The organism is Streptomyces sp. BK239 (assembly GCF_004217285.1).
Taxonomy (GTDB): Bacteria; Actinomycetota; Actinomycetes; order Streptomycetales; family Streptomycetaceae; genus Streptomyces.
Genome location: NZ_SHKS01000012.1, coordinates 37,637 through 55,877, shown reverse-complemented (window position 1 = coordinate 55,877; position 18,241 = coordinate 37,637). Strand labels below are relative to the sequence as shown.

General features: G+C 72.7%; 14 protein-coding genes. 5 read left to right on the top strand and 9 right to left on the bottom strand.

Annotated elements, in window-relative coordinates; translation table 11 throughout:
- Positions 1-475: 475 nt before the first annotated feature.
- The gene (gabT, locus tag EV567_RS27450; protein WP_130444776.1) at positions 476-1,810 is read right to left on the bottom strand and encodes a 4-aminobutyrate--2-oxoglutarate transaminase; all 1,335 of its coding nucleotides are present in this window, start codon (positions 1,808-1,810) and stop codon (positions 476-478) included.
- Between the two features lie 290 nt (positions 1,811-2,100).
- Here gabT and EV567_RS27445 point away from each other — a divergent pair, with 290 nt between their 5' ends.
- Together EV567_RS27445 and EV567_RS27440 are read left to right on the top strand one after the other, a co-directional pair.
- Positions 2,101-4,560, top strand: a complete 2,460-nt coding sequence (locus EV567_RS27445; protein ID WP_130444774.1) for an ATP/GTP-binding protein — start codon at positions 2,101-2,103, stop codon at positions 4,558-4,560.
- Positions 4,561-4,679: 119 nt separating this feature from the next.
- Positions 4,680-6,317, top strand: a complete 1,638-nt coding sequence (locus tag EV567_RS27440; RefSeq protein WP_130444772.1) for a PucR family transcriptional regulator — start codon at positions 4,680-4,682, stop codon at positions 6,315-6,317.
- Between the two features lie 32 nt (positions 6,318-6,349).
- Here EV567_RS27440 and EV567_RS27435 read toward each other — a convergent pair whose 3' ends face one another.
- The 7 genes from EV567_RS27435 to EV567_RS27405 form a co-directional block, all read right to left on the bottom strand.
- Entirely contained in the window at positions 6,350-6,808 is a 459-nt protein-coding gene (locus tag EV567_RS27435; protein WP_130444770.1) for a hypothetical protein, read from the bottom strand.
- Between the two features lie 167 nt (positions 6,809-6,975).
- Positions 6,976-8,433 (bottom strand): FAD-binding oxidoreductase, encoded by a 1,458-nt coding sequence (locus tag EV567_RS27430; protein WP_130444768.1) that lies wholly within the window; start codon positions 8,431-8,433, stop codon positions 6,976-6,978.
- Positions 8,434-8,466: 33 nt separating this feature from the next.
- A complete protein-coding gene (locus tag EV567_RS27425; protein ID WP_130444766.1) occupies positions 8,467-9,267 on the bottom strand; it encodes an ABC transporter permease in 801 nt (266 codons plus the stop codon).
- On the bottom strand, positions 9,268-10,197 hold the full coding sequence (locus tag EV567_RS27420; RefSeq protein WP_130444764.1) for an ABC transporter permease: 930 nt from the start codon (positions 10,195-10,197) through the stop codon (positions 9,268-9,270).
- Positions 10,197-11,345: an ABC transporter ATP-binding protein gene (locus EV567_RS27415; RefSeq protein ID WP_207228863.1), complete on the bottom strand. Its 1,149-nt coding sequence runs from the start codon at positions 11,343-11,345 to the stop codon at positions 10,197-10,199. The genes EV567_RS27420 and EV567_RS27415 overlap by 1 nt, the downstream gene beginning before the upstream one ends.
- 5 nt (positions 11,346-11,350) lie before the next feature.
- Positions 11,351-12,598, bottom strand: coding sequence for a spermidine/putrescine ABC transporter substrate-binding protein (locus EV567_RS27410; protein WP_130444760.1), 1,248 nt, complete (start codon positions 12,596-12,598; stop codon positions 11,351-11,353).
- Between the two features lie 77 nt (positions 12,599-12,675).
- Positions 12,676-14,223, bottom strand: a complete 1,548-nt coding sequence (locus EV567_RS27405) for a gamma-aminobutyraldehyde dehydrogenase (protein WP_130444758.1) — start codon at positions 14,221-14,223, stop codon at positions 12,676-12,678.
- Between the two features lie 211 nt (positions 14,224-14,434).
- Here EV567_RS27405 and EV567_RS27400 point away from each other — a divergent pair, with 211 nt between their 5' ends.
- A complete protein-coding gene (locus EV567_RS27400) occupies positions 14,435-15,010 on the top strand; it encodes an NADAR family protein (protein WP_130444756.1) in 576 nt (191 codons plus the stop codon).
- A gap of 43 nt (positions 15,011-15,053) precedes the next feature.
- On the opposite strand, the gene EV567_RS28355 is transcribed toward EV567_RS27400, so the two are convergent.
- On the bottom strand, positions 15,054-16,214 hold the full coding sequence (locus EV567_RS28355; protein WP_242621018.1) for a DUF4190 domain-containing protein: 1,161 nt from the start codon (positions 16,212-16,214) through the stop codon (positions 15,054-15,056).
- Positions 16,215-16,355: 141 nt separating this feature from the next.
- Here EV567_RS28355 and EV567_RS27390 point away from each other — a divergent pair, with 141 nt between their 5' ends.
- Positions 16,356-17,498, top strand: a complete 1,143-nt coding sequence (locus EV567_RS27390; RefSeq protein WP_130444754.1) for an adenosine deaminase — start codon at positions 16,356-16,358, stop codon at positions 17,496-17,498.
- 37 nt (positions 17,499-17,535) lie between these two features.
- The gene (locus EV567_RS27385; RefSeq protein WP_130444752.1) at positions 17,536-18,222 is read left to right on the top strand and encodes a glycerophosphodiester phosphodiesterase; all 687 of its coding nucleotides are present in this window, start codon (positions 17,536-17,538) and stop codon (positions 18,220-18,222) included.
- Positions 18,223-18,241 lie beyond the last annotated feature (19 nt).

Genomic DNA, 18,241 nt, shown 5'->3' with positions numbered 1-18,241 from the left:
GGTGCGGCCCGTCGCGCGGGGCGGACGTGCGGCAAGTCGGGCAAGTGGGGCAGGTGTGCGCTCGTACGGAACCGCTCGTGGGACCCGCGGGAAGAAGAAGACCCCGGGCCGTGAGGTCCCGGGGTCCGCGTCGCGTGGTCGGCGCGTCAGAAGGAGGTCGGCCACCCCGGAACAGGGGGGGTGGTTCCGGGGTGGCCGTCCGGACCGGAACGCCGGCCGCCCCGGGGGGTTTGGGGCGGGCGACCGTCCGATCGGTGAGGAGATCCGAAGCGCTGGGCCCCGGTTGTGTGCGCGAAGCACGACCAGGTCGGAGCTGGGGAGGCCCCGGCCTGGGCGCCCGCAGTCACCTGCGGGCAGGGTGTATCTCTCATCTGCCTAGAACCTACGGCAGTCGATCCCGCGGCGACAGACGGATTTCCGTCCCGCCATCCACCCCGCACACGTTCTTCACACTCTGCCCCCGGCGCCGCACTCCTCAGACGCGGGCGAAGGCCTGCTCGATGATGTCGAGTCCCTCGTTGAGCAGGTCGTCGCCGATGACCAGCGGGGGCAGGAAGCGCAGCACGTTGCCGTAGGTGCCGCAGGTCAGGACGAGCAGCCCCTCCTGGTGGCAGGCCTTGGCGAGCGCGGCGGTCGCCTCCGGGTTCGGCTCCTTGGTGGCGCGGTCCTTGACCAGCTCGATCGCGATCATCGCGCCCCGGCCGCGGACGTCGCCGATGACGTCGAACTTGTCCTGCATGGCGGTGAGACGGGCCTTCATGGTCGCCTCGATGCTCTTCGCCCGCGCGTTGAGGTCGAGCTCCTTCATCGTCTCGATGGAGCCGAGCGCGCCGGCGCAGGCGACCGGGTTGCCGCCGTAGGTGCCGCCGAGGCCGCCCGCGTGCGCGGCGTCCATGATCTCGGCGCGGCCGGTGACGGCGGCGAGCGGCAGACCGCCCGCGATGCCCTTGGCGGTGGTGATCAGGTCGGGGACGATGCCCTCGTCCTCGCAGGCGAACCACTGGCCGGTGCGGCAGAAGCCGGACTGGATCTCGTCGGCGACGAACACGATGCCGTTGTCGGCGGCGAACTGGCGGATCGCGGGCAGGAAGCCCCGGGCCGGCTCGATGAAGCCGCCCTCGCCGAGCACCGGCTCGATGATGATCGCGGCCACGTTGTCCGCGCCGACCTGCTTGGTGATCTGGTCGATGGCCTGCGCGGCGGCCTCGGGGCCGGCGTTCTCCGGGCCGGTCGGCCAGCGGTAGCCGTAGGCGACCGGGACGCGGTAGACCTCGGGCGCGAACGGGCCGAAGCCGTGCTTGTACGGCATGTTCTTCGCCGTCAGCGCCATGGTGAGGTTGGTGCGGCCGTGGTAGCCGTGGTCGAAGACGACGACCGCCTGGCGCTTGGTGTAAGAACGGGCGATCTTGACGGCGTTCTCGACGGCCTCGGCGCCGGAGTTGAACAGCGCGGACTTCTTGGCGTGGTCACCCGGGGTGAGCTCGGCGAGGGCCTCGGCGACCTCCACGTAGCCCTCGTAGGGGGTGACCATGAAACAGGTGTGGGTGAAGTCGGCGAGCTGGGCGCTCGCGCGGCGCACGACGGCCTCGGCGGAGGCGCCGACGGAGGTCACGGCGATGCCGGAGCCGAAGTCGATGAGGCGGTTGCCGTCGACGTCCTCGATGATGCCGCCGCCGGCGCGCGCGGTGAACACCGGCAGCACGGAACCGACGCCCTGCGCGACCACGGCGGTGCGGCGGGCCTGCAGCTCCTGCGACTTCGGGCCGGGGATGGCGGTGACGACGCGGCGCTCCTGCGGAAGTGCGGTCATGGGGGCTCCCTGATGATCTTGCGACCCGGGATTCCGGGTGTGCGGCGGTTCCGGTTGTTCCGGGTGTGGTGAGGACGCTCGGACTTCGTTTCTCGCAGGTTAGGGCGGTTCGGAAAGGGTGGGCATGCTCCATGTGGGCGTTGTCGCCGGGACCGGTTGTCCGCCGTGGACATAGCGGGCCCGGCGGCCCCCGGACCGGGCCCGGCCGTGTGAGCGGTGGACTCCTTCGGACGGGGCGTTAGATTGACTCGCTGACGGTGGACGGAGCGGCTGGTCAGGGGGCAAGGGCGATGAACAGCGACGGGACGCGGGACACGCACGACACACACGCGAGCCCTGTACCACGCCCTGCGGGGCCGCCGCCGACGCCGCCGACCCCGTCCCAGGTACCCCCGGCGCCCCCACGGACACCGCCCCGGCCGACGCGGGCTCCAGGCGCGTCCGAGCAGAGCGCGGAGCCGGCGCAGCCCCCCTCCTCCGCCGTGGCCGCCTGGCTGAACGAGCCGCGGCCCGAGGCACGGCCCGGCGTCTGGCGTCTCGGGTACCGGCCGCCGAAGGAGGGGCGTGCTGCGCAGCGGCTGGCGCCGGTGACGGTCGTCGGGATGCTGATCCCGCTGGTGGTCGCGCTGGTGCTGTGGTCTCTGTGGCGGCGCGGCGGCGTCCCCTACCAGTTCGCCCCGCTGCGCCTGTTCACCCCGGACGACTGGTGGTGGGGCGGCACCATCGCCTCGCCGAAGACCACGGAGGGCGCGGAGGCCCGGGTGGTCTACGACGGCGTCTTCTTCGCCGTCCTCCTCTACGCGATGGGCCGGCTGGGCGGCTGGGCGGAGGCCGTACGTCACTTCGTCGGCCGCCGGCCGCAGCCCTCGCGGGCGCTGCTCGCCCTGCTGGGCGCGCTGGTCGCGCTGAGCTTCGTGTTCCCGGACGCCTTCCCCGGCGTCGGCTGGGACCCCCTGCCGGTGGTCGCCCCGCTGTTCTCGCTCGTCGTCCTGGTCTCCGGCGGCTACGAGCTGTTCGCCTCCCCCTTGTTCACCGACTCGCTGTACGCGGTGATCACCCTGCTGGTGGCGTGGCCGTTCGCGGTGGTCGGCGGCTGGCTGCCGTATCTGAGGGAACGGCTCGCCGCCCGGCGCGCGGCCGCCGACCCCGCCGCGCCGGCCCCCGTGGAGCTGCCGCGCGCGCAGTGGCCGCGGCTGCGGGAGGCCGGGCAGTACGAGGCGGCGGAGGTGCTGACCGCCGAGGTGGCCGCCGGGCGGATGAACGACGTGGACTGCGCGCGCCTCACCCGCGCGTGGGAGTCGGGTTCCGGCGACTTCCGGGACACCGTGCTGCGCGAGGGCGGCGCCGCCTGGACCCACCCCTCCGGCTCCCGCGACCTGCCCCGGCGGGCCGCCCGGCACGACGTGCTGGCCGGTCAGGTGCGCATCGGGCGCTGGGTGGCCGGTGAGCGCGCGCCGCTGCCGTACCACGAGGCCGGCGCGGCGCTCGGCCCGGACGTGCTGGGCACCTCGCTGCTGGCCGTGGGGCCGTCCGGTTCCGGCAAGACGCGCACGCTCGTCGAGCCCGTGACGGAGGCGCTGGCGCTGCGGGCGCTGACCGGGGGGTGCGCCTTCGTGGCGGTGTCCTCCCCGGGGAGCCCGCTCGGCTCGGACTCCGCGTTCGACGTGATCGTCCGGATCGGCGACCGGTCGTCCGTGCACGACCTGGACCCCTACGCCGAGTCGGAGGACCCGGACGAGGCGGCCGGGGTGCTCGCCGAGGCGCTCGTGGGCGACCTCGACGCCGTCGGCGGCCAGGCCGCGGCCACGGCGCTCGCCCAGCTGCTCGGCCCCTACCGGTCGGCGTACGGCCGTTTCCCGACGTTGCCGGTGCTGCGCGAGCTGCTGGAGGGCGAGCCGGCGGCGCTGTCCGCGCTGCGGGAGGCCGTCGCCGGGGACGAGGTCATGCGCCGCGAACTGGATGCGCGGGTGCGCCAGTCGGGCGCTGCGGGCGACCCTGGCCGCGCGCTGGCCGACCGGCTGGCGCTGCTGAACCGTCCGGCGTTCGCGGGGTTCTTCGGGGGCGGTGAGCGGGCCGCCGGAGGTGAGGACCACCACGCGGGCGGCGGTGAGCGGCGGGCGTTCTCGTTGCGCGCGCTCGCCCACCACCCGCTGCGGGTCCGGATCGACCTGCCCGAGCGGGGGCACGAGGAGGCCGGGCGGCTGATCACCCGGCTCGTGCTGGCCCAGTTCCACTCGGTCGTCCGGGAGGGGCGGCGCGCGCACTTCGTGTGTCTGGTGCTGGACGACGCGACGGGGGCCGTCACCGCGGACTCGGTGCGCCGCGTCCAGCGGCTGCGCTCGCAGAACGCGGGCGTGCTGCTCGCCCTGCGCAGCGTCGCCGACGTCCCGGAGGCGCTGCACGGCCCGCTGTACGCGGCCGTCGGCTGCCGGATGGCGTTCTCCGGGATCACCACCTGGGACGGCGGCCGGTTCGCGCAGAGCTGGGGCACCGAGTGGGTGGAGACGAAGGAGGTCGCCCAGCACACGGTCTTCGCCGACCAGCCGATGACCCGCGCGCTGCACGCCCTGCGCAAGCTGGTGACCGGCCGGGCGGTGACCACGGACGCGGTGACCGTGCGCCAGGTGGAGCGGGAGCGGTGGTCGGCGTCGCAGCTGGCGCACGAGGTGCCGCCGGGGCACGCGGTGTTGTCGCTGACCAGCGTCAAGGGTGAGCACACGCCGCCGCTGCTGCTGGACCTGAGGGGCTGAACGCGACACCGGGACCCCTACAGTGAGGCAGAATCGGCACAGGCTCTTCATACGAAGCGGCCAATGGATCACCTGCCCGGTCGCCCCTGCCGACCTGAGGCCCGAGACCTGAAGGCCCCATGGCTCCCACGCTTGCCTCGCTCGTCCACCACTCGGCGCTGAAGCTGACCGTGCGGGCGGGCGGGGACCGTCTCGACGTGCCGGTGCGCTGGGCGCACGTCAGCGAGCTCGCCGACCCCGTGCCGTACATGGAGGGCGGGGAACTGCTGCTGATCACCGCGCTGAAGCTGGACGCGGAGGACCCGCAGGCCATGCGGCGCTATGTGCGGCGGCTGGCCGGGGCGGGCGTGGTGGGGCTGGGCTTCGCCGTCGGGGTCGCCTACGACGAGATCCCGACGGCGCTGGTGGAGGCGGCGGAGAAGGAGGGCCTGCCGCTGCTGGAGGTGCCGCGCCGCACACCGTTCCTCGCGATCAGCAAGGCGGTGTCGGCGGCGATAGCGGCCGACCAGTACCGGGCGGTGACGGCCGGGTTCGCGGCCCAGCGGGAGTTGACGAAACAGGCCCTGGCGGCCGGTCCGGAGGGTCTGCTCTCCGCGCTCGCCTCGCAGGTCGACGGCTGGGCCGCGCTGTACGACGCGTCGGGCTCGGTCGTGGCGGCGGCGCCCGAGTGGGCGGGGCGGCGGGCGGCGCGGCTCACCGCGGAGGTGGAGCGGCTGAGGGAGCGCCCGACGCCGGCCTCGGCGGTGGTCGGCGGGCCCGGTGGCTCCGCGCCCGCCCAGGGCGCGGGGGAAGCCAAGCCGGCGGACGCCCCCGAGAACGCCGACCGCGTCGAGCTGCACTCCCTCGGCGCCGGCCGTCGCCCGCGCGCGACGCTGGCGGTGGGGACGGCGGCGGCGCTCGGCACGGCGGAGCGGTACGCGGTGCACTCGGCGATCGCCTTGCTCACCCTCACCATGGAGCGCTCCCGCTCGCTGCAGGCGGCGGAGCAGCGGCTGGGCGCGGCGGTGCTGCGCATGCTGCTGGCGGGCGAGCCGGACCACGCGCGGGCCGTCGCCGGGGACCTGTACGGCGAGCTGCTGGACGCGCCGTTCAGGGTCCTCGTGGCCGAGCCGGCGTCCACCAAGCCGGCGGGGGATCCGCTCGCCGGCCTCGCGGGTCTGGTCGACGTGGCGGAGTCGGCGGCGGCCCGGTCGGGGGAAGCGGTGCTGGTGGTGCCCGAGGGCGGCCGGCTGGTGGCGCTGGCGGCGGACGGCGGGGCGGCGGTGGCGGCCTGCACGCGGTACGCGGCGGCGCGGGAGGGCAAGCGGGCCGGCGGCGGGGACGGCGACGAGGACGCGATGGTCGTCGGCCTGTCCGCGCCGGCCGGTCCGATCGCGGCGGCGACCGCCTACAAGCAGGCCGAGCAGGCGCTGTCGGTGGCCCGCCGCCGGGGCCGCGTCCTCGTCGAGCACGAGCAACTGGCGGCGGGCTCGGTGCTGCCGCTGCTCGCGGACGACGCGGTGAAGGCCTTCGCGGACGGCCTGCTGCGCGCCCTGCGCGAACACGACGCCACCGGCCGCGGCGACCTGGTCGCCTCGCTGCGCGCCTGGCTCTCCCGGCACGGCCAGTGGGACGCGGCCGCGGCCGACCTGGGCGTCCACCGCCACACCCTGCGCTACCGCATGCGCCGGGTGGAGGAGATCCTCGGCCGCTCCCTGGACGATCCCGACGCCCGGATGGAGCTCTGGCTGGCCCTGAAGGCGACGTCCACGGAGTAGCCGTACGGCCGGCCGCTCGAAGCCGGCCCTCGTCAGCCGAGTCCGCCGCCCCGGCCGGCTCGGCCCGCCGCCGCCTCGTGCATGGCGAGTTCCAGGAGGGCCGCGTCGGTGAGGGTGCCCGTGCCGTCCGGCGGGATCAGCCAGCGCACCCCGGCCGTGGACCGGTCGGGGTGGGGGACGACGATCCAGGTGCCGGCGCCGGCCGAGCGGACGCCGGTGCCGATCCAGCGGGCTGCCGTGCCGGGCGGCACGAAGAAGCCCATGCGGTCGTCGCCGAAGTCGACCAGCACGGGGCCGGGCCGGTCGAGGATGCGGGTGAGGACGTCGAGCGTGGGATAGCCGAGGCCGCCCGGCAGGATCAGGACGTCCCAGGCCTTGCCGGCCGGCAGCAGGGCGACCCCGAGGGGGCTGCGCTCCCATTCCCGGCGGCAGGCCCGCGGATCCGGCGCCACCGATGCGAGCCACTGAGCCGCCGTCTTCGGACCTGCCATGGGCGGACCCCCTCTTCCTCGTGTTCCTGGTGTCCTGGTGTCCTGGTGTCCCTCGTCGAGTGCGAGATCCACGCGGGCGCGTCAGAAGGAGGAGAGGGGGGTCCGCTGCGGGCATTACGCGGGTTCGGCCCACTCGTTCGGGTGAACCCCCGGGTGCGGCGCCCGCGTCAGCTGTCGAAGCCCAGGCCGAGCCGGTCCATCGTCCGCAGCCACAGGTTGCGCCGCCCCTCCCGGGCGTCCGCGCGGGCCAGCGACCACTTGGTGAGGGCGATGCCGGTCCAGGCGAACGGCTCGGGCGGGAAGGGCAGCGGCTTCTTGCGGACCATCTCCAGTGAGGTGCGCTCGGTGCGCTCCCCCGACAGCAGGTCGAGCATCACCTCCGCGCCGAACCGGGTCGCCCCGACGCCCAGCCCGGTGTAGCCGGCGGCGTATGCGACCTTCCCCTGGTGCGCGGCGCCGAAGAAGGCCGAGAAGCGCGAGCAGGTGTCGATGGCGCCGCCCCACGCGTGCGTGAAGCGGACGCCCTCCAGCTGCGGGAAGCAGGTGAAGAAGTGCCCGGCCAGCTTGGCGTAGGTCTCGGGCCGGTCGTCGTACTCGGCGCGGACCTGCCCGCCGAAGGGGTAGATCGCGTCGTAGCCGCCCCACAGAATCCGGTTGTCGGCGGACAGCCGGAAGTAGTGGAACTGGTTGGCGGAGTCCCCGAGGCCCTGCCGGTTCTTCCAGCCGACGGACGCCAGCTGCTCCGCCGTCAGCGGCTCGGTCATCAGCGCGTAGTCGTAGACCGGCACGGTGTACGACCGCACCCGCCGCACCAGGCTGGGGAAGATGTTCGTCCCCAGCGCGACCTGCCGGGCGCGGATCCTCCCGTACGGGGTGCTCACGGCCATTCCCGCGCCGTACGGCTTCAGCGTCAGCGCGGGCGTGTGCTCGTGGACGCGGACGCCGAGCCGCAGGCAGGCCCGTTTCAGACCCCAGGCGAGTTTCGCCGGGTGCAGCATGGCCACGCCCCGCCGGTCGTACAGCCCGGCCTGGAAGGTGGGCGAGGCGACCTGCTCCCGCACCGCGTCGGCGTCGAGGAACTCGACGTCCTCGGCGAGGCCCCGGCGGTCGATCTCGGCGTACCAGTCGCGCAGTTCCCGGGCCTGGTAGGGCTCGGTGGCGACGTCGATCTCGCCGGTGCGCTCGAAGTCGCAGTCGATGCCGTACCGGGCGACCGCCGCCTCGATCTCGTCGAGGTTGCGCGTCCCCAGCTCCTGGAGGACGCGGATCTCCCGCGGCCAGCGGGCCAGACCGTTGGCCAGCCCGTGGGTGAGGGAGGCCGCGCAGAAGCCCCCGTTGCGGCCCGAGGCGGCCCAGCCCACCTCACGGGCCTCCAGCAGCACCACGTCCCGCCCGGGATCGCGTTCCTTGGCGATCAGCGCGGTCCACAGTCCGCTGTAGCCGCCTCCGACGACCAGCAGATCGCAGGTGGCGGGGCCGGTGAGGGCGGCCTCGGGCCGGGGCTTTCCGGGATCCTCAAGCCAGTACGGGACCGGCCGGGCTTCGGAGAGTGAAGCGGACCGGTCCTTCCCTCCGCCGAATTCTTCACTGAATTCACTGCCACTGCTCATGGCGCTCGGGGCCATGATTTCAACTCCCTACGGAGGTTTCGCGAAAGGCTATGCCTTCTGCCGGTTGCGGCGGTTTCCGACGACCATGGAGACCAGGACGAGCAGCACGGCGACGAGGAACATGGTCGTGCCGATGACGTTGATCTGGACGGGCGTTCCGCGCTGCGCCGAACCCCAGACGAACATCGGGAAGGTGACGGTCGAGCCCGCGTTGAAATTGGTGATGATGAAATCGTCGAAGGAGAGCGCGAAGGCGAGCAGCGCGCCCGCGGCGATTCCCGGGGCCGCGATCGGCAGCGTGACCCGGACGAAGGTCTGCACGGGGCCGGCGTACAGGTCCTGGGCGGCCTGCTCCAGCCTCGGGTCCATCGACATGACGCGCGCCTTGACGGCCGTCACGACGAAACTGAGGCAGAACATGATGTGCGCGATGAGGATCGTCCAGAACCCGAGCCGCGCGCCCATGTTGAGGAACAGGGTGAGCAGCGAGGCCGCCATGACGACCTCGGGCATCGCCATGGGCAGGAAGATCAGCGAGTTGACGGCGCCGCGCGCGCGGAAGCGGTAGCGGACGAGGGCGAAGGCGATCATCGCGCCGAGAACCGTGGCGCCGAGGGTCGCCCAGACGGCGATCTGGAGGCTGACCGCGAGCGAGCCGCACATCCCGGCGACGCCGCACGGGTCTTTCCAGGCGTCCGTGGAGAACTGCTGCCACTCGTAGTTGAAGCGGCCCTTCGGTTTGTTGAAGGAGAACACCGTGACGATCACGTTGGGCAGCAGAAGGTAGGAGAGCGTCAGAAGTCCCGCGATGACGACGAGATTTCTTCTCAGCCAGTTGACGAAGGGCATTTAGACCAGATCCTCCGTCCCGGACCTGCGGATGTAGAAAGTGATGATGAAAAGGATCGCGGCCATGAGGATGAAGGAGAGCGCGGCCGCCGTCGGATAGTCGAGCACCCGCAGGAACTGAGTCTGGATGACGTTTCCGATCATGCGGGTGTCGGTGGAGCCGAGGAGTTCGGCGTTGACGTAGTCGCCGGACGCCGGGATGAAGGTGAGCAGCGTGCCGGAGACCACGCCGGGCATCGACAGCGGGAAGGTGACCTTGCGGAAGGTGGTGACCGGCTTGGCGTACAGGTCGCCGGCCGCCTCGTGCAGCCGTCCGTCGATGCGCTCCAGCGAGGTGTAGAGCGGCAGGATCATGAACGGCAGGAAGTTGTACGTCAGACCGCACACCACGGCCATCGGGGTGGCCAGCACCCGGTCGCCGGAGGTCCAGCCGAGCCAGGCGGTGACGTCGAGGACGTGCAACGCGTCCAGTGCGCCGACCACCGGTGAGCTGTCGGCGAGGATCGTCTTCCAGGCGAGGGTGCGGATCAGGAAGCTGGTGAAGAACGGGGCGATCACCAGGATCATGATCAGGTTCCGCCAGCGTCCCGCGCGGAAGGCGATCAGGTAGGCGAGCGGATAGCCGAGGATCAGGCACAGGACGGTCGCGGAGCCCGCGTAGAGGATCGAGCGCAGGAACTGCGGCCAGTACGCGCTCAGCGCGTCCCAGTAGGTCCCGAAGTGCCAGGTGACCTGGTAGCCCTCCTCCAGGGAGCCCGTCTGCACGGACGTGGAGGCCTGGTAGATCATCGGCAGGGCGAAGAAGACGACCAGCCAGAGCAGTCCGGGCAGCAGCAGGAGGTACGGCGTCCAGCGGCCGCGTCTGCGCGGTGGCCGCTCCTTCGGTGTGGGCGGGGAGAGAGGCGGGGGCGCCTCGGTGAGCGTGGTCATCAGACGGCCGCCTCCTCGTCGAGGCCGGCGTCGATGGCCTGGGCGGCGTCCAGACCGAAGGTGTGCGCGGGGTTCCAGTGCAGGACGACCTCGGCGCCGGGGGCCAGCCGGGCGTCGCGGTCGACGTTCTGGACGTAGACCTCGAGCTCGGGGCAGACGGCGCTGTCGACGACGTACTGGGTGGAGACGCCGATGAAGCTGGTGGCGGCGATGGTGCCGGTGACGCGGTTGCGGCCGACGGGGATCTCTCCGGCGTCGTCGGCGTGGGTGAGGGAGATCTTCTCCGGGCGTACGCCGACCAGCACCCTGCCGCCCGCCTCGGCGGGCGCGGTGCAGCGGGCCTCGGGCAGCAGCAGTTTGCCGCCGCCCGCCTTGAGGACGATGTCGCCGCCGCCGTGGGAGTCGACCTCGGCCTCGATCAGGTTGGACGTGCCGAGGAAGTTGGCGACGAACGTGGTCTTCGGGTTCTCGTAGAGGTCGGCGGGCGAGCCGAGCTGCTCGACGCGGCCCGCGTTCATCACGGCGACCGTGTCGGCCATCGTCATGGCCTCCTCCTGGTCGTGCGTGACGTGCACGAAGGTGATGCCGACCTCGGTCTGGATGCGCTTGAGCTCCAGCTGCATCTGGCGGCGCAGCTTGAGGTCGAGGGCGCCGAGGGGCTCGTCGAGGAGGAGCACCCTGGGGTGGTTGATCAGGGCGCGGGCGACGGCGACGCGCTGCTGCTGGCCGCCGGAGAGCTGGTGCGGCTTCTTGCGGGCCTGCTCGCCGAGCTGGACGAGTTCCAGCATGTCCTCGACCTGCTTCTTCACGCTTCGAATGCCGCGCCGGCGCAGTCCGAAGGCGACGTTCTCGAAGATGTCGAGGTGCGGGAAGAGGGCGTAGGACTGGAAGACGGTGTTCACCGGCCGCTTGTACGGCGGCAGGGACGTGACGTCCTGGTCGCCGAGGTGCACCGTCCCGGAGGAGGGTTCCTCCAGGCCGGCGATCATGCGCAGGGTGGTGGTCTTGCCGCAGCCGGAGGCGCCGAGCAGGGCGAAGAACGAGCCCTGCGGAACGGTCAGGTCGAGCGGGTGGACGGCGGTGAAGGAGCCGTAGGTCTTGCTGATGCCGGAGAGGCGGACGTCGCCGCCGCTGTCAGTCGTCTTCATCGTCGTCACGCCCCAGTGAGCTTCGCGAACTGTGCTTCGTAGGCCGTCTCCTCCGTCGCGCTCAGGGAGCGGAAGGAGTGGGACTTGGCCTGCATGGCCTTGTCGGGGATGATCAGCGGGTTCTTCGCCGCCGCCGGGTCGATCTTCGCGAGTTCGGGCTGCACGCCGTCGACGGGGCACACGTAGTTGATGTACGCGGCGAGTTGGGCGGCCGGCTGCGGCTCGTAGTAGTAGTCCATGAGCCGTTCGGCGTTCGCCTTGTGACGCGCCTTGTTGGGGATCAGCATGTTGTCGCTGGACGTCATGTAGCCGCTGTCGGGAATGACGAAGTCGATGTCGGGGCTGTCGGCCTTGAGCTGGACGACGTCGCCGGCCCAGGCGATGCAGGCCGCGAAGTCCCCGCTGGTGATGTCCGAGGTGTAGTCGTTGCCGGTGAAGCGACGGATCTGCCCCTTGTCGACGGCCTTCTGCAGGCGGGCGATGGCGGCGGCGTAGTCGTCGTCGCTGAACTTCGCCGGGTCCTTGCCCATGTCCAGCAGGGTCATGCCCATGGTGTCGCGCATCTCGGTGAGGAAGCCGACGCGGCCCTTGAGCCTGGGGTTGTCGAGCATGTCGGACACCGACGTCACCTCGATGCCGTCGAGGGCCTTCTTGTTGTAGGCGATGACGGTCGAGATCCCCTGCCAGGGGTAGGAGTAGGCCCGTCCGGGGTCCCAGTCGGGGCTGCGGAACTGGCTCGACAGGTTGGCGTAGGCGTGCGGCAACAGGGAGGCGTCCAGCTTCTGCACCCAGCCCAGGCGGATGAGCCGGGCGGCGAGCCAGTCGGTGAGGACGATGAGGTCGCGGTCGGTGTCCTGGCCGGCGGCGAGCTGCGGCTTGATCTTGCCGAAGAACTCGTTGTTGTCGTTGATGTCCTCGGTGTACTTGACGGAGATGCCGGTCCGTCGGGTGAACTCCTCCAGCGTGGGGTGGCGCTTCCCCGACGCGTCGACGTCCATGTACTCCGTCCAGTTGGAGAAGTTGACGGTCTTCTCCTGGGCCGAGTGGTCCTCGGCGGACGTGCCGCCCGCGGTCTGACCGGCCGCGGGGATGCCGCAGGCGCTCAGCGCCCCCAGTCCGCCCAGCGTCAGGGCGCCGCCGGCGGAGGCGCGCAGCAGCGACCGGCGGGTGAGGGCCGCCCTGCCGTTGCTGAGACTGCGCCGCACGGCGGCCGCTCGGGGCGGGGTCAGGCGGTCTGGCTCGTACTGCTCCATGCGCGTGGTGCCCTTTCGGAAGTGGTCGGCCTGGTCGGCGGCCGGTGTGACGCCACCTGGCGGCAGCCCTGAGCGGGCTACGGCCGGTCCCCGAAGACGGTGCGGTGCCAGTCCTTGCGGGCCACCGCGGTGTTGTCGAACATGACGTGCTTGAGCTGGGTGTACTCCTCGAACGAGTAGGCGGACATGTCCTTGCCGAAGCCGGACGCCTTGTGTCCGCCGTGCGGCATCTCACTGATGATCGGGATGTGGTCGTTGATCCAGACGCAGCCGGCCTGGATCTCGCGTGTCGCCCGGTTCGCCCGGTAGACGTCCCGGCTCCACGCGGAGGCGGCGAGCCCGTACGGGGTGTCGTTGGCCAGCCGGATGCCCTCGTCGTCGGTGTCGAACGGCAGGACGACCAGGACCGGCCCGAAGATCTCGGACTGCACGACCTCGCTGTCCTGGGCGGCGTCCGCTATCAGGGTGGGCCGGTAGTACGCACCGGCCTTGAGGTCCCCCTCGGGCGGCTCGCCGCCGGTCACCACGCGCGCGTATGCGCGGGCGCGGTCGACGACGGCGGCGACGCGGTCGCGCTGGGTGTGCGAGACGAGCGGGCCGAGGTCGGTTCCGGGGGCGAACGGGTCGCCGAGCCGCACGGATTCCATGAGGGCGGCGGTCCGCTCGACGAACGCCTCGTAGAGGGGCCGCTGCACGTACGCGCGCGTGGCGGCCGTGCAGTCCTGGCCGGTGTTGATGAGGGCGCCCGCGACGGCGCCGTGGACGGCGGCCTCCAGGTCGGCGTCGTCGAAGACGACGAAGGGCGCCTTGCCGCCGAGCTCCAGATGGAGGCGTTTGACGGTGGCGGTGGCGATCCCGGCGACGCGCTTGCCGACGGCGGTGGAACCGGTGAACGACGTCATGGCCACGTCGGGGTGGCCGACGAGGTGTTCACCGGCTTCCCCGCCGGCGCCGGTCACGATGTTGACGACGCCGTCGGGAATGCCGGCGAGGGTCACGGCCTCGGCGAAGAGGAGCGAGGTGAGCGGGGTGAGCTCGGCGGGCTTGAGCACGACGGTGTTGCCCGCGGCGATCGCCGGGAGGATCTTCCACGCGGCCATCTGGAGCGGGTAGTTCCAGGGCGCGATCGAGCCGACGACCCCGATCGGCTCGCGCCGCACGTACGAGGTGTGGTCCCCGGAGTACTCCCCGGCCGACTGCCCCTGGAGGTGCCGGGCGGCGCCCGCGAAGAAGGCGGTGTTGTCGATCGTGCCCGGGACGTCGAACTCCCGGGTGAGCTTCAGCGGCTTGCCGCACTGGAGGGACTCGGCGCGGGCGAACTCCTCGGCCCGGTCGGCGAGGACGGCGGCGAGGCGGTGCAGGGCGTCCGAGCGCTCGCCGGGCGTGGCGCCGGCCCAGCCGGGGAACGCGGCGCGGGCGGCCGTGACGGCCGCGTCCACGTCGGCCGCGCCGGCGAGCTCATAGGTGAGGACCTCGTCGCCCGTCGCCGGGTCGACCACGGTGTGCGTGCGGCCGGACGTGCCGTGCCTCAGGCGGCCCGCGATGTGCTGGGCGCCCTGCGCGAAGCGGTCCCGTGCGGGGAACCGGTCGGATCGGTCCGGGGTGGCGGTGCCCGGTTTCTGCATGTCGCTCTCCTCCGCCTTCGCCCCACTTTACGCGGGGGCCGGTGGCGTAGCTCCAGCTCGATTTGACTGCCGATCCTGGCAGAGCTATGGCCGTCCAACAAGTGATTCCGTTGTTGCCTTTTGATTACGCGACGAAATCTGTCGACCAGGTGTCGAGTACGGGTGGAAAAGGACGGACGGAGTGTCAGTGGTGCGTGGCAAGGTGGCGTGCATGGAGAGGATCGATTCTCGGGACGCCCTGGTCAGGGCGCTCGGCACGGGGGCGAGGGTCAGGTACCTGCACTTCTGGGGGCACCGGCCGCAGCCCGACGGCCGGGTGGGCGCGAGCTGTCTGAGCCAGTGGTGGCCGTCGCCGTTCGAGGTGGACGGGGTCGCCTACGCGACGGCCGAGCACTGGATGATGGCCGGCAAGGCGCGGCTGTTCGGTGACGCCGACGCCGAGCGGCAGGCGCTGGCCGCCGGGCACCCCGCCGAGGCGAAGAAGGCGGGGCGGCTGGTCAGAGGCTTCGACGAGGCGACCTGGGAGCGGGAGCGGCTGCGGATCGTGGTCGAGGGCAGCGTCCACAAGTTCGCCGCCCATCCCGAGCTGCGGCGGTTCCTGCTGAACACGGGTGACCGGGTGCTGGTCGAGGCGAGCCCCGTGGACCGGGTCTGGGGCATCGGCCTCTCCGCCCGGGACGACGGCGCATGGGACCCGCGGCGGTGGAAGGGCCCCAACCTGCTGGGGTTCGCACTGATGGAGGCGCGGGAGCGGCTGCGCTCCGAGGACGCGCCGCAGGGGAGCTAGCCGAATCGCCCTGCGGCGCTCCGGCTCCCCTGCGGCGGCTTCCTCAGCGGTATTCCCGCGTGGCGATGAACAGGACGAGCATCGCGGCCGCCAGGACGAATCCGGCGATGCCGCAGATGATGCCGGCGAGGGCCTGACCGGGGTTGTTCGCCTCGCCCCGCTTGGCCTTCGAGCGTCCGATCAGGCCGAAGACGAAGGCGAGGGGGCCCATGAGGAGCGTCGCCGGCCACACGCAGAATCCCACGGCGGACACGATGCCGAGGACCATCGCGGCGAGACCCATCCCGTTGCTCGGCGGCCGCATCCCGTTCCAGCCGTAATAGGCCGGGAGGCCGCCGCCGTACCCAGGGGCGCCCTGGTGGCCGTAGCCGCCGGGATAGCCGTACGGCATGGGCCCGGGCCCGCCCGGCGCGATAGGCGGGGGCGGAACCGGGCCGCCGGGCGGAGGCGCGTAGGGGTCGAACCCCGGCGGCGGCCCGCCGGCCAGGGTGGCGGGGTCGGGCGGCGGAAACGCGGCGAAGGGCGCACCCGCGGGCGGTGTGGACGTCGGCGCGTGCGTCGGCACGGGCCCCTGCGCGGGCGGGCCGAAGGGGCCGCCCCAGGGGTGCGGGCCCCCCGGCGCGGGATTCACCCCGGCGCCGGGCAGCGAGGTGACCGTCGGCTGGTGGTGGACGGCCGGGGGGACCTGGTCCCGGGGAGCGAAGGGCTGCGGTTCCTCCGCCGGTGGTCGCTCCGTGTGCTGTTGCTCCGCCTGTCGTTGCTCCGCCTGTCGTTGCTCCGCCCGCGGAACGGTCTCCGGTGAGGGCGCGTCCTGCGGGGCAGGCGCCTCCGAGTACGAGACCGGCTCCTCGGGGAAGACGACGGTGGTGTCCGTGCCGTCGCCGGAACCCGCGGCGGGTTCGGGCCAGGGCCCGGAGGCGGCGGCGGAGGAAGCGGACGTGCTGCCCTCCGTCACGGGCTTCGCGTCCGCCACCGGCGGGGCTTCCGCGTCCGGCTTGGTCAGCGGCACCTTGGGCGTGGGCGCCGCGTCCTGCGGCCCGGTGTCCGCGTCGGACGGCTCCTCGCCGGCGTACTGCGGCCCCTCCGCCCCCTCCGGCACGGAGCCGGGCGCGGCCCATGGATTCTGGACGGCGTCGTCGGCGGCGTCAGGCCGCGAAGCTCCGGCCTCCCCCTGCACTGCCGGCGTCGGTGCGTCGTCGGACATACGCGGGACCCCCCTTTGTCGTGCGTCCCGCAATGCTAAGGCCCGAGATCGGCGGTGGGAGGCGGACCGAGGCACGCCCCTGCCCGCCGCATCCGCCCGCCGCACGTGCGCCTACGATGACCCCGACCCACCGATCAGCCGATCACCGCGCTCCCGCCGAGCCGCCGGGCCGCTCGGAGCGCCGCTCCTGGGGAGGATCCCTTGACCGACAGCCGCGACGTCCCCGCCGGACCCCTCACTCCCGCCGGGCCCAGCGCCGGCGTCCACGCCTTCATCGCGGGTCTGCCCAAGGCCGAACTGCACGTCCACCACGTCGGCTCCGCGTCCCCGCGGATCGTCTCCGAGCTGGCCGCGCGCCACCCCGACTCCAAGGTGCCCACCGACCCCGAGGCGCTGGTCGACTACTTCACCTTCACGGACTTCGCGCACTTCATCGAGGTGTACCTCTCCGTCGTCGACCTGATCCGCACCCCGGAGGACGTCCGGCTGCTCACCTACGAGGTCGCCCGGGACCTGGCCCGCCAGCAGGTGCGGTACGCCGAGCTGACCATCACCCCCTTCTCCTCCACCCGCCGCGGCATCGACGAAGTCGCCTTCATGGACGCGATCGAGGACGCCCGCAAGGCCGCCGAGGCCGACTTCGGGACCGTGCTGCGCTGGTGCTTCGACATCCCCGGCGAGGCCGGTCCGGAGGCGGCCGAGGAGACCACCCGGCTCGCCACGGACGACCGGGTGCGCCCCGAGGGACTGGTCTCCTTCGGGCTCGGCGGGCCGGAGATCGGCGTGCCGCGCCCGCAGTTCAAGCCGTACTTCGACCGGGCGATCGCCGCCGGGTTGCGCTCGGTGCCGCACGCGGGCGAGACGACCGGCCCTCAGACCGTCTGGGACGCCCTCACCCACCTGCGCGCCGAGCGCATCGGGCACGGCACCAGCTCCGCGCGGGACGAGAAGCTCCTCGCCCACCTCGCCGAGCACCGGATCGCCCTGGAGGTCTGCCCCACCTCCAACATCGCCACCCGCGCGGTGCGCACCCTCGACGAGCACCCGATCAGGCGGTTCGCCGAGGCGGGCGTCCTGGTCACGGTCAACTCCGACGACCCGCCCATGTTCGGCACCGACCTGAACGCCGAGTACGCGGTCGCCGCCCGCCTCCTCGACCTGGACGAGCAGGGCCTTGCCGATCTGGCGAAGAACGCCGTCGAGGCGTCGTTCCTGGACGGCCCTGGCAAGGCCCGCCTCGCAGCCGAGATCGACTCCTACACCGCGGGGTGGTCCGCCCCCTGAGGGCGGCGCGCGCCGGCGCCCCTCCACAATGAGGGTCATGCAGACCGTGACTGCCGTGGCTCATCGCGGCGACCCGTACCGCTTCCGTGAGAACACCCTCGGCTCACTGCGTTCCGCGCTCGACCGGGGCGCGGACGCCGTGGAGATCGACGTGCGGCTCACCAGGGACGGCGTGCCCGTTCTCCTGCACGACGAGACGCTGAAGCGGCTGTGGGGGCACGAGCGGCCGCTGCGGTCGCTGTCGGCCGCCGAGGTGCGCGGTCTGACGGCGGGCGAGGTGCCGACCCTGACGGAGGCGCTGGCCGCGACCGAGGGCGCGCGGGTGATGCTGGACCTGCCGGGGACGAGGGACGCGCGGACGGCCCGCCTAATCGTGGACGCCGTCCGCGAGGTCGGCGCGGCCGACCGCGTCTACTACTGCGCCGACGCCGCCGCGATGCTCGCGGTGCGCGGCGCCGACCCGTCGGCCGAGATCGCCCTGACCCACACCAGCCGCGCCCCCGTCCGCCCCGCGGTGCTGGCGGCGATACGGCCGCGCTGGCTCAACTACCGCTTCTCGCTGGTCGACCGCGACCTCGCCGACCGTGTGCGCCGGGACGGGCGGCTGCTGTCGGTGTGGACCCCGGACACCCGACGCTCCATGCGCCGGATGCTGGACCTGGGCGTCGACTCCATCACGACGAACCGCGTCGACGTGCTGTGCGCCCTGCGCAAGAACGGCTGACGGGCCCCGGCGCGGCCGC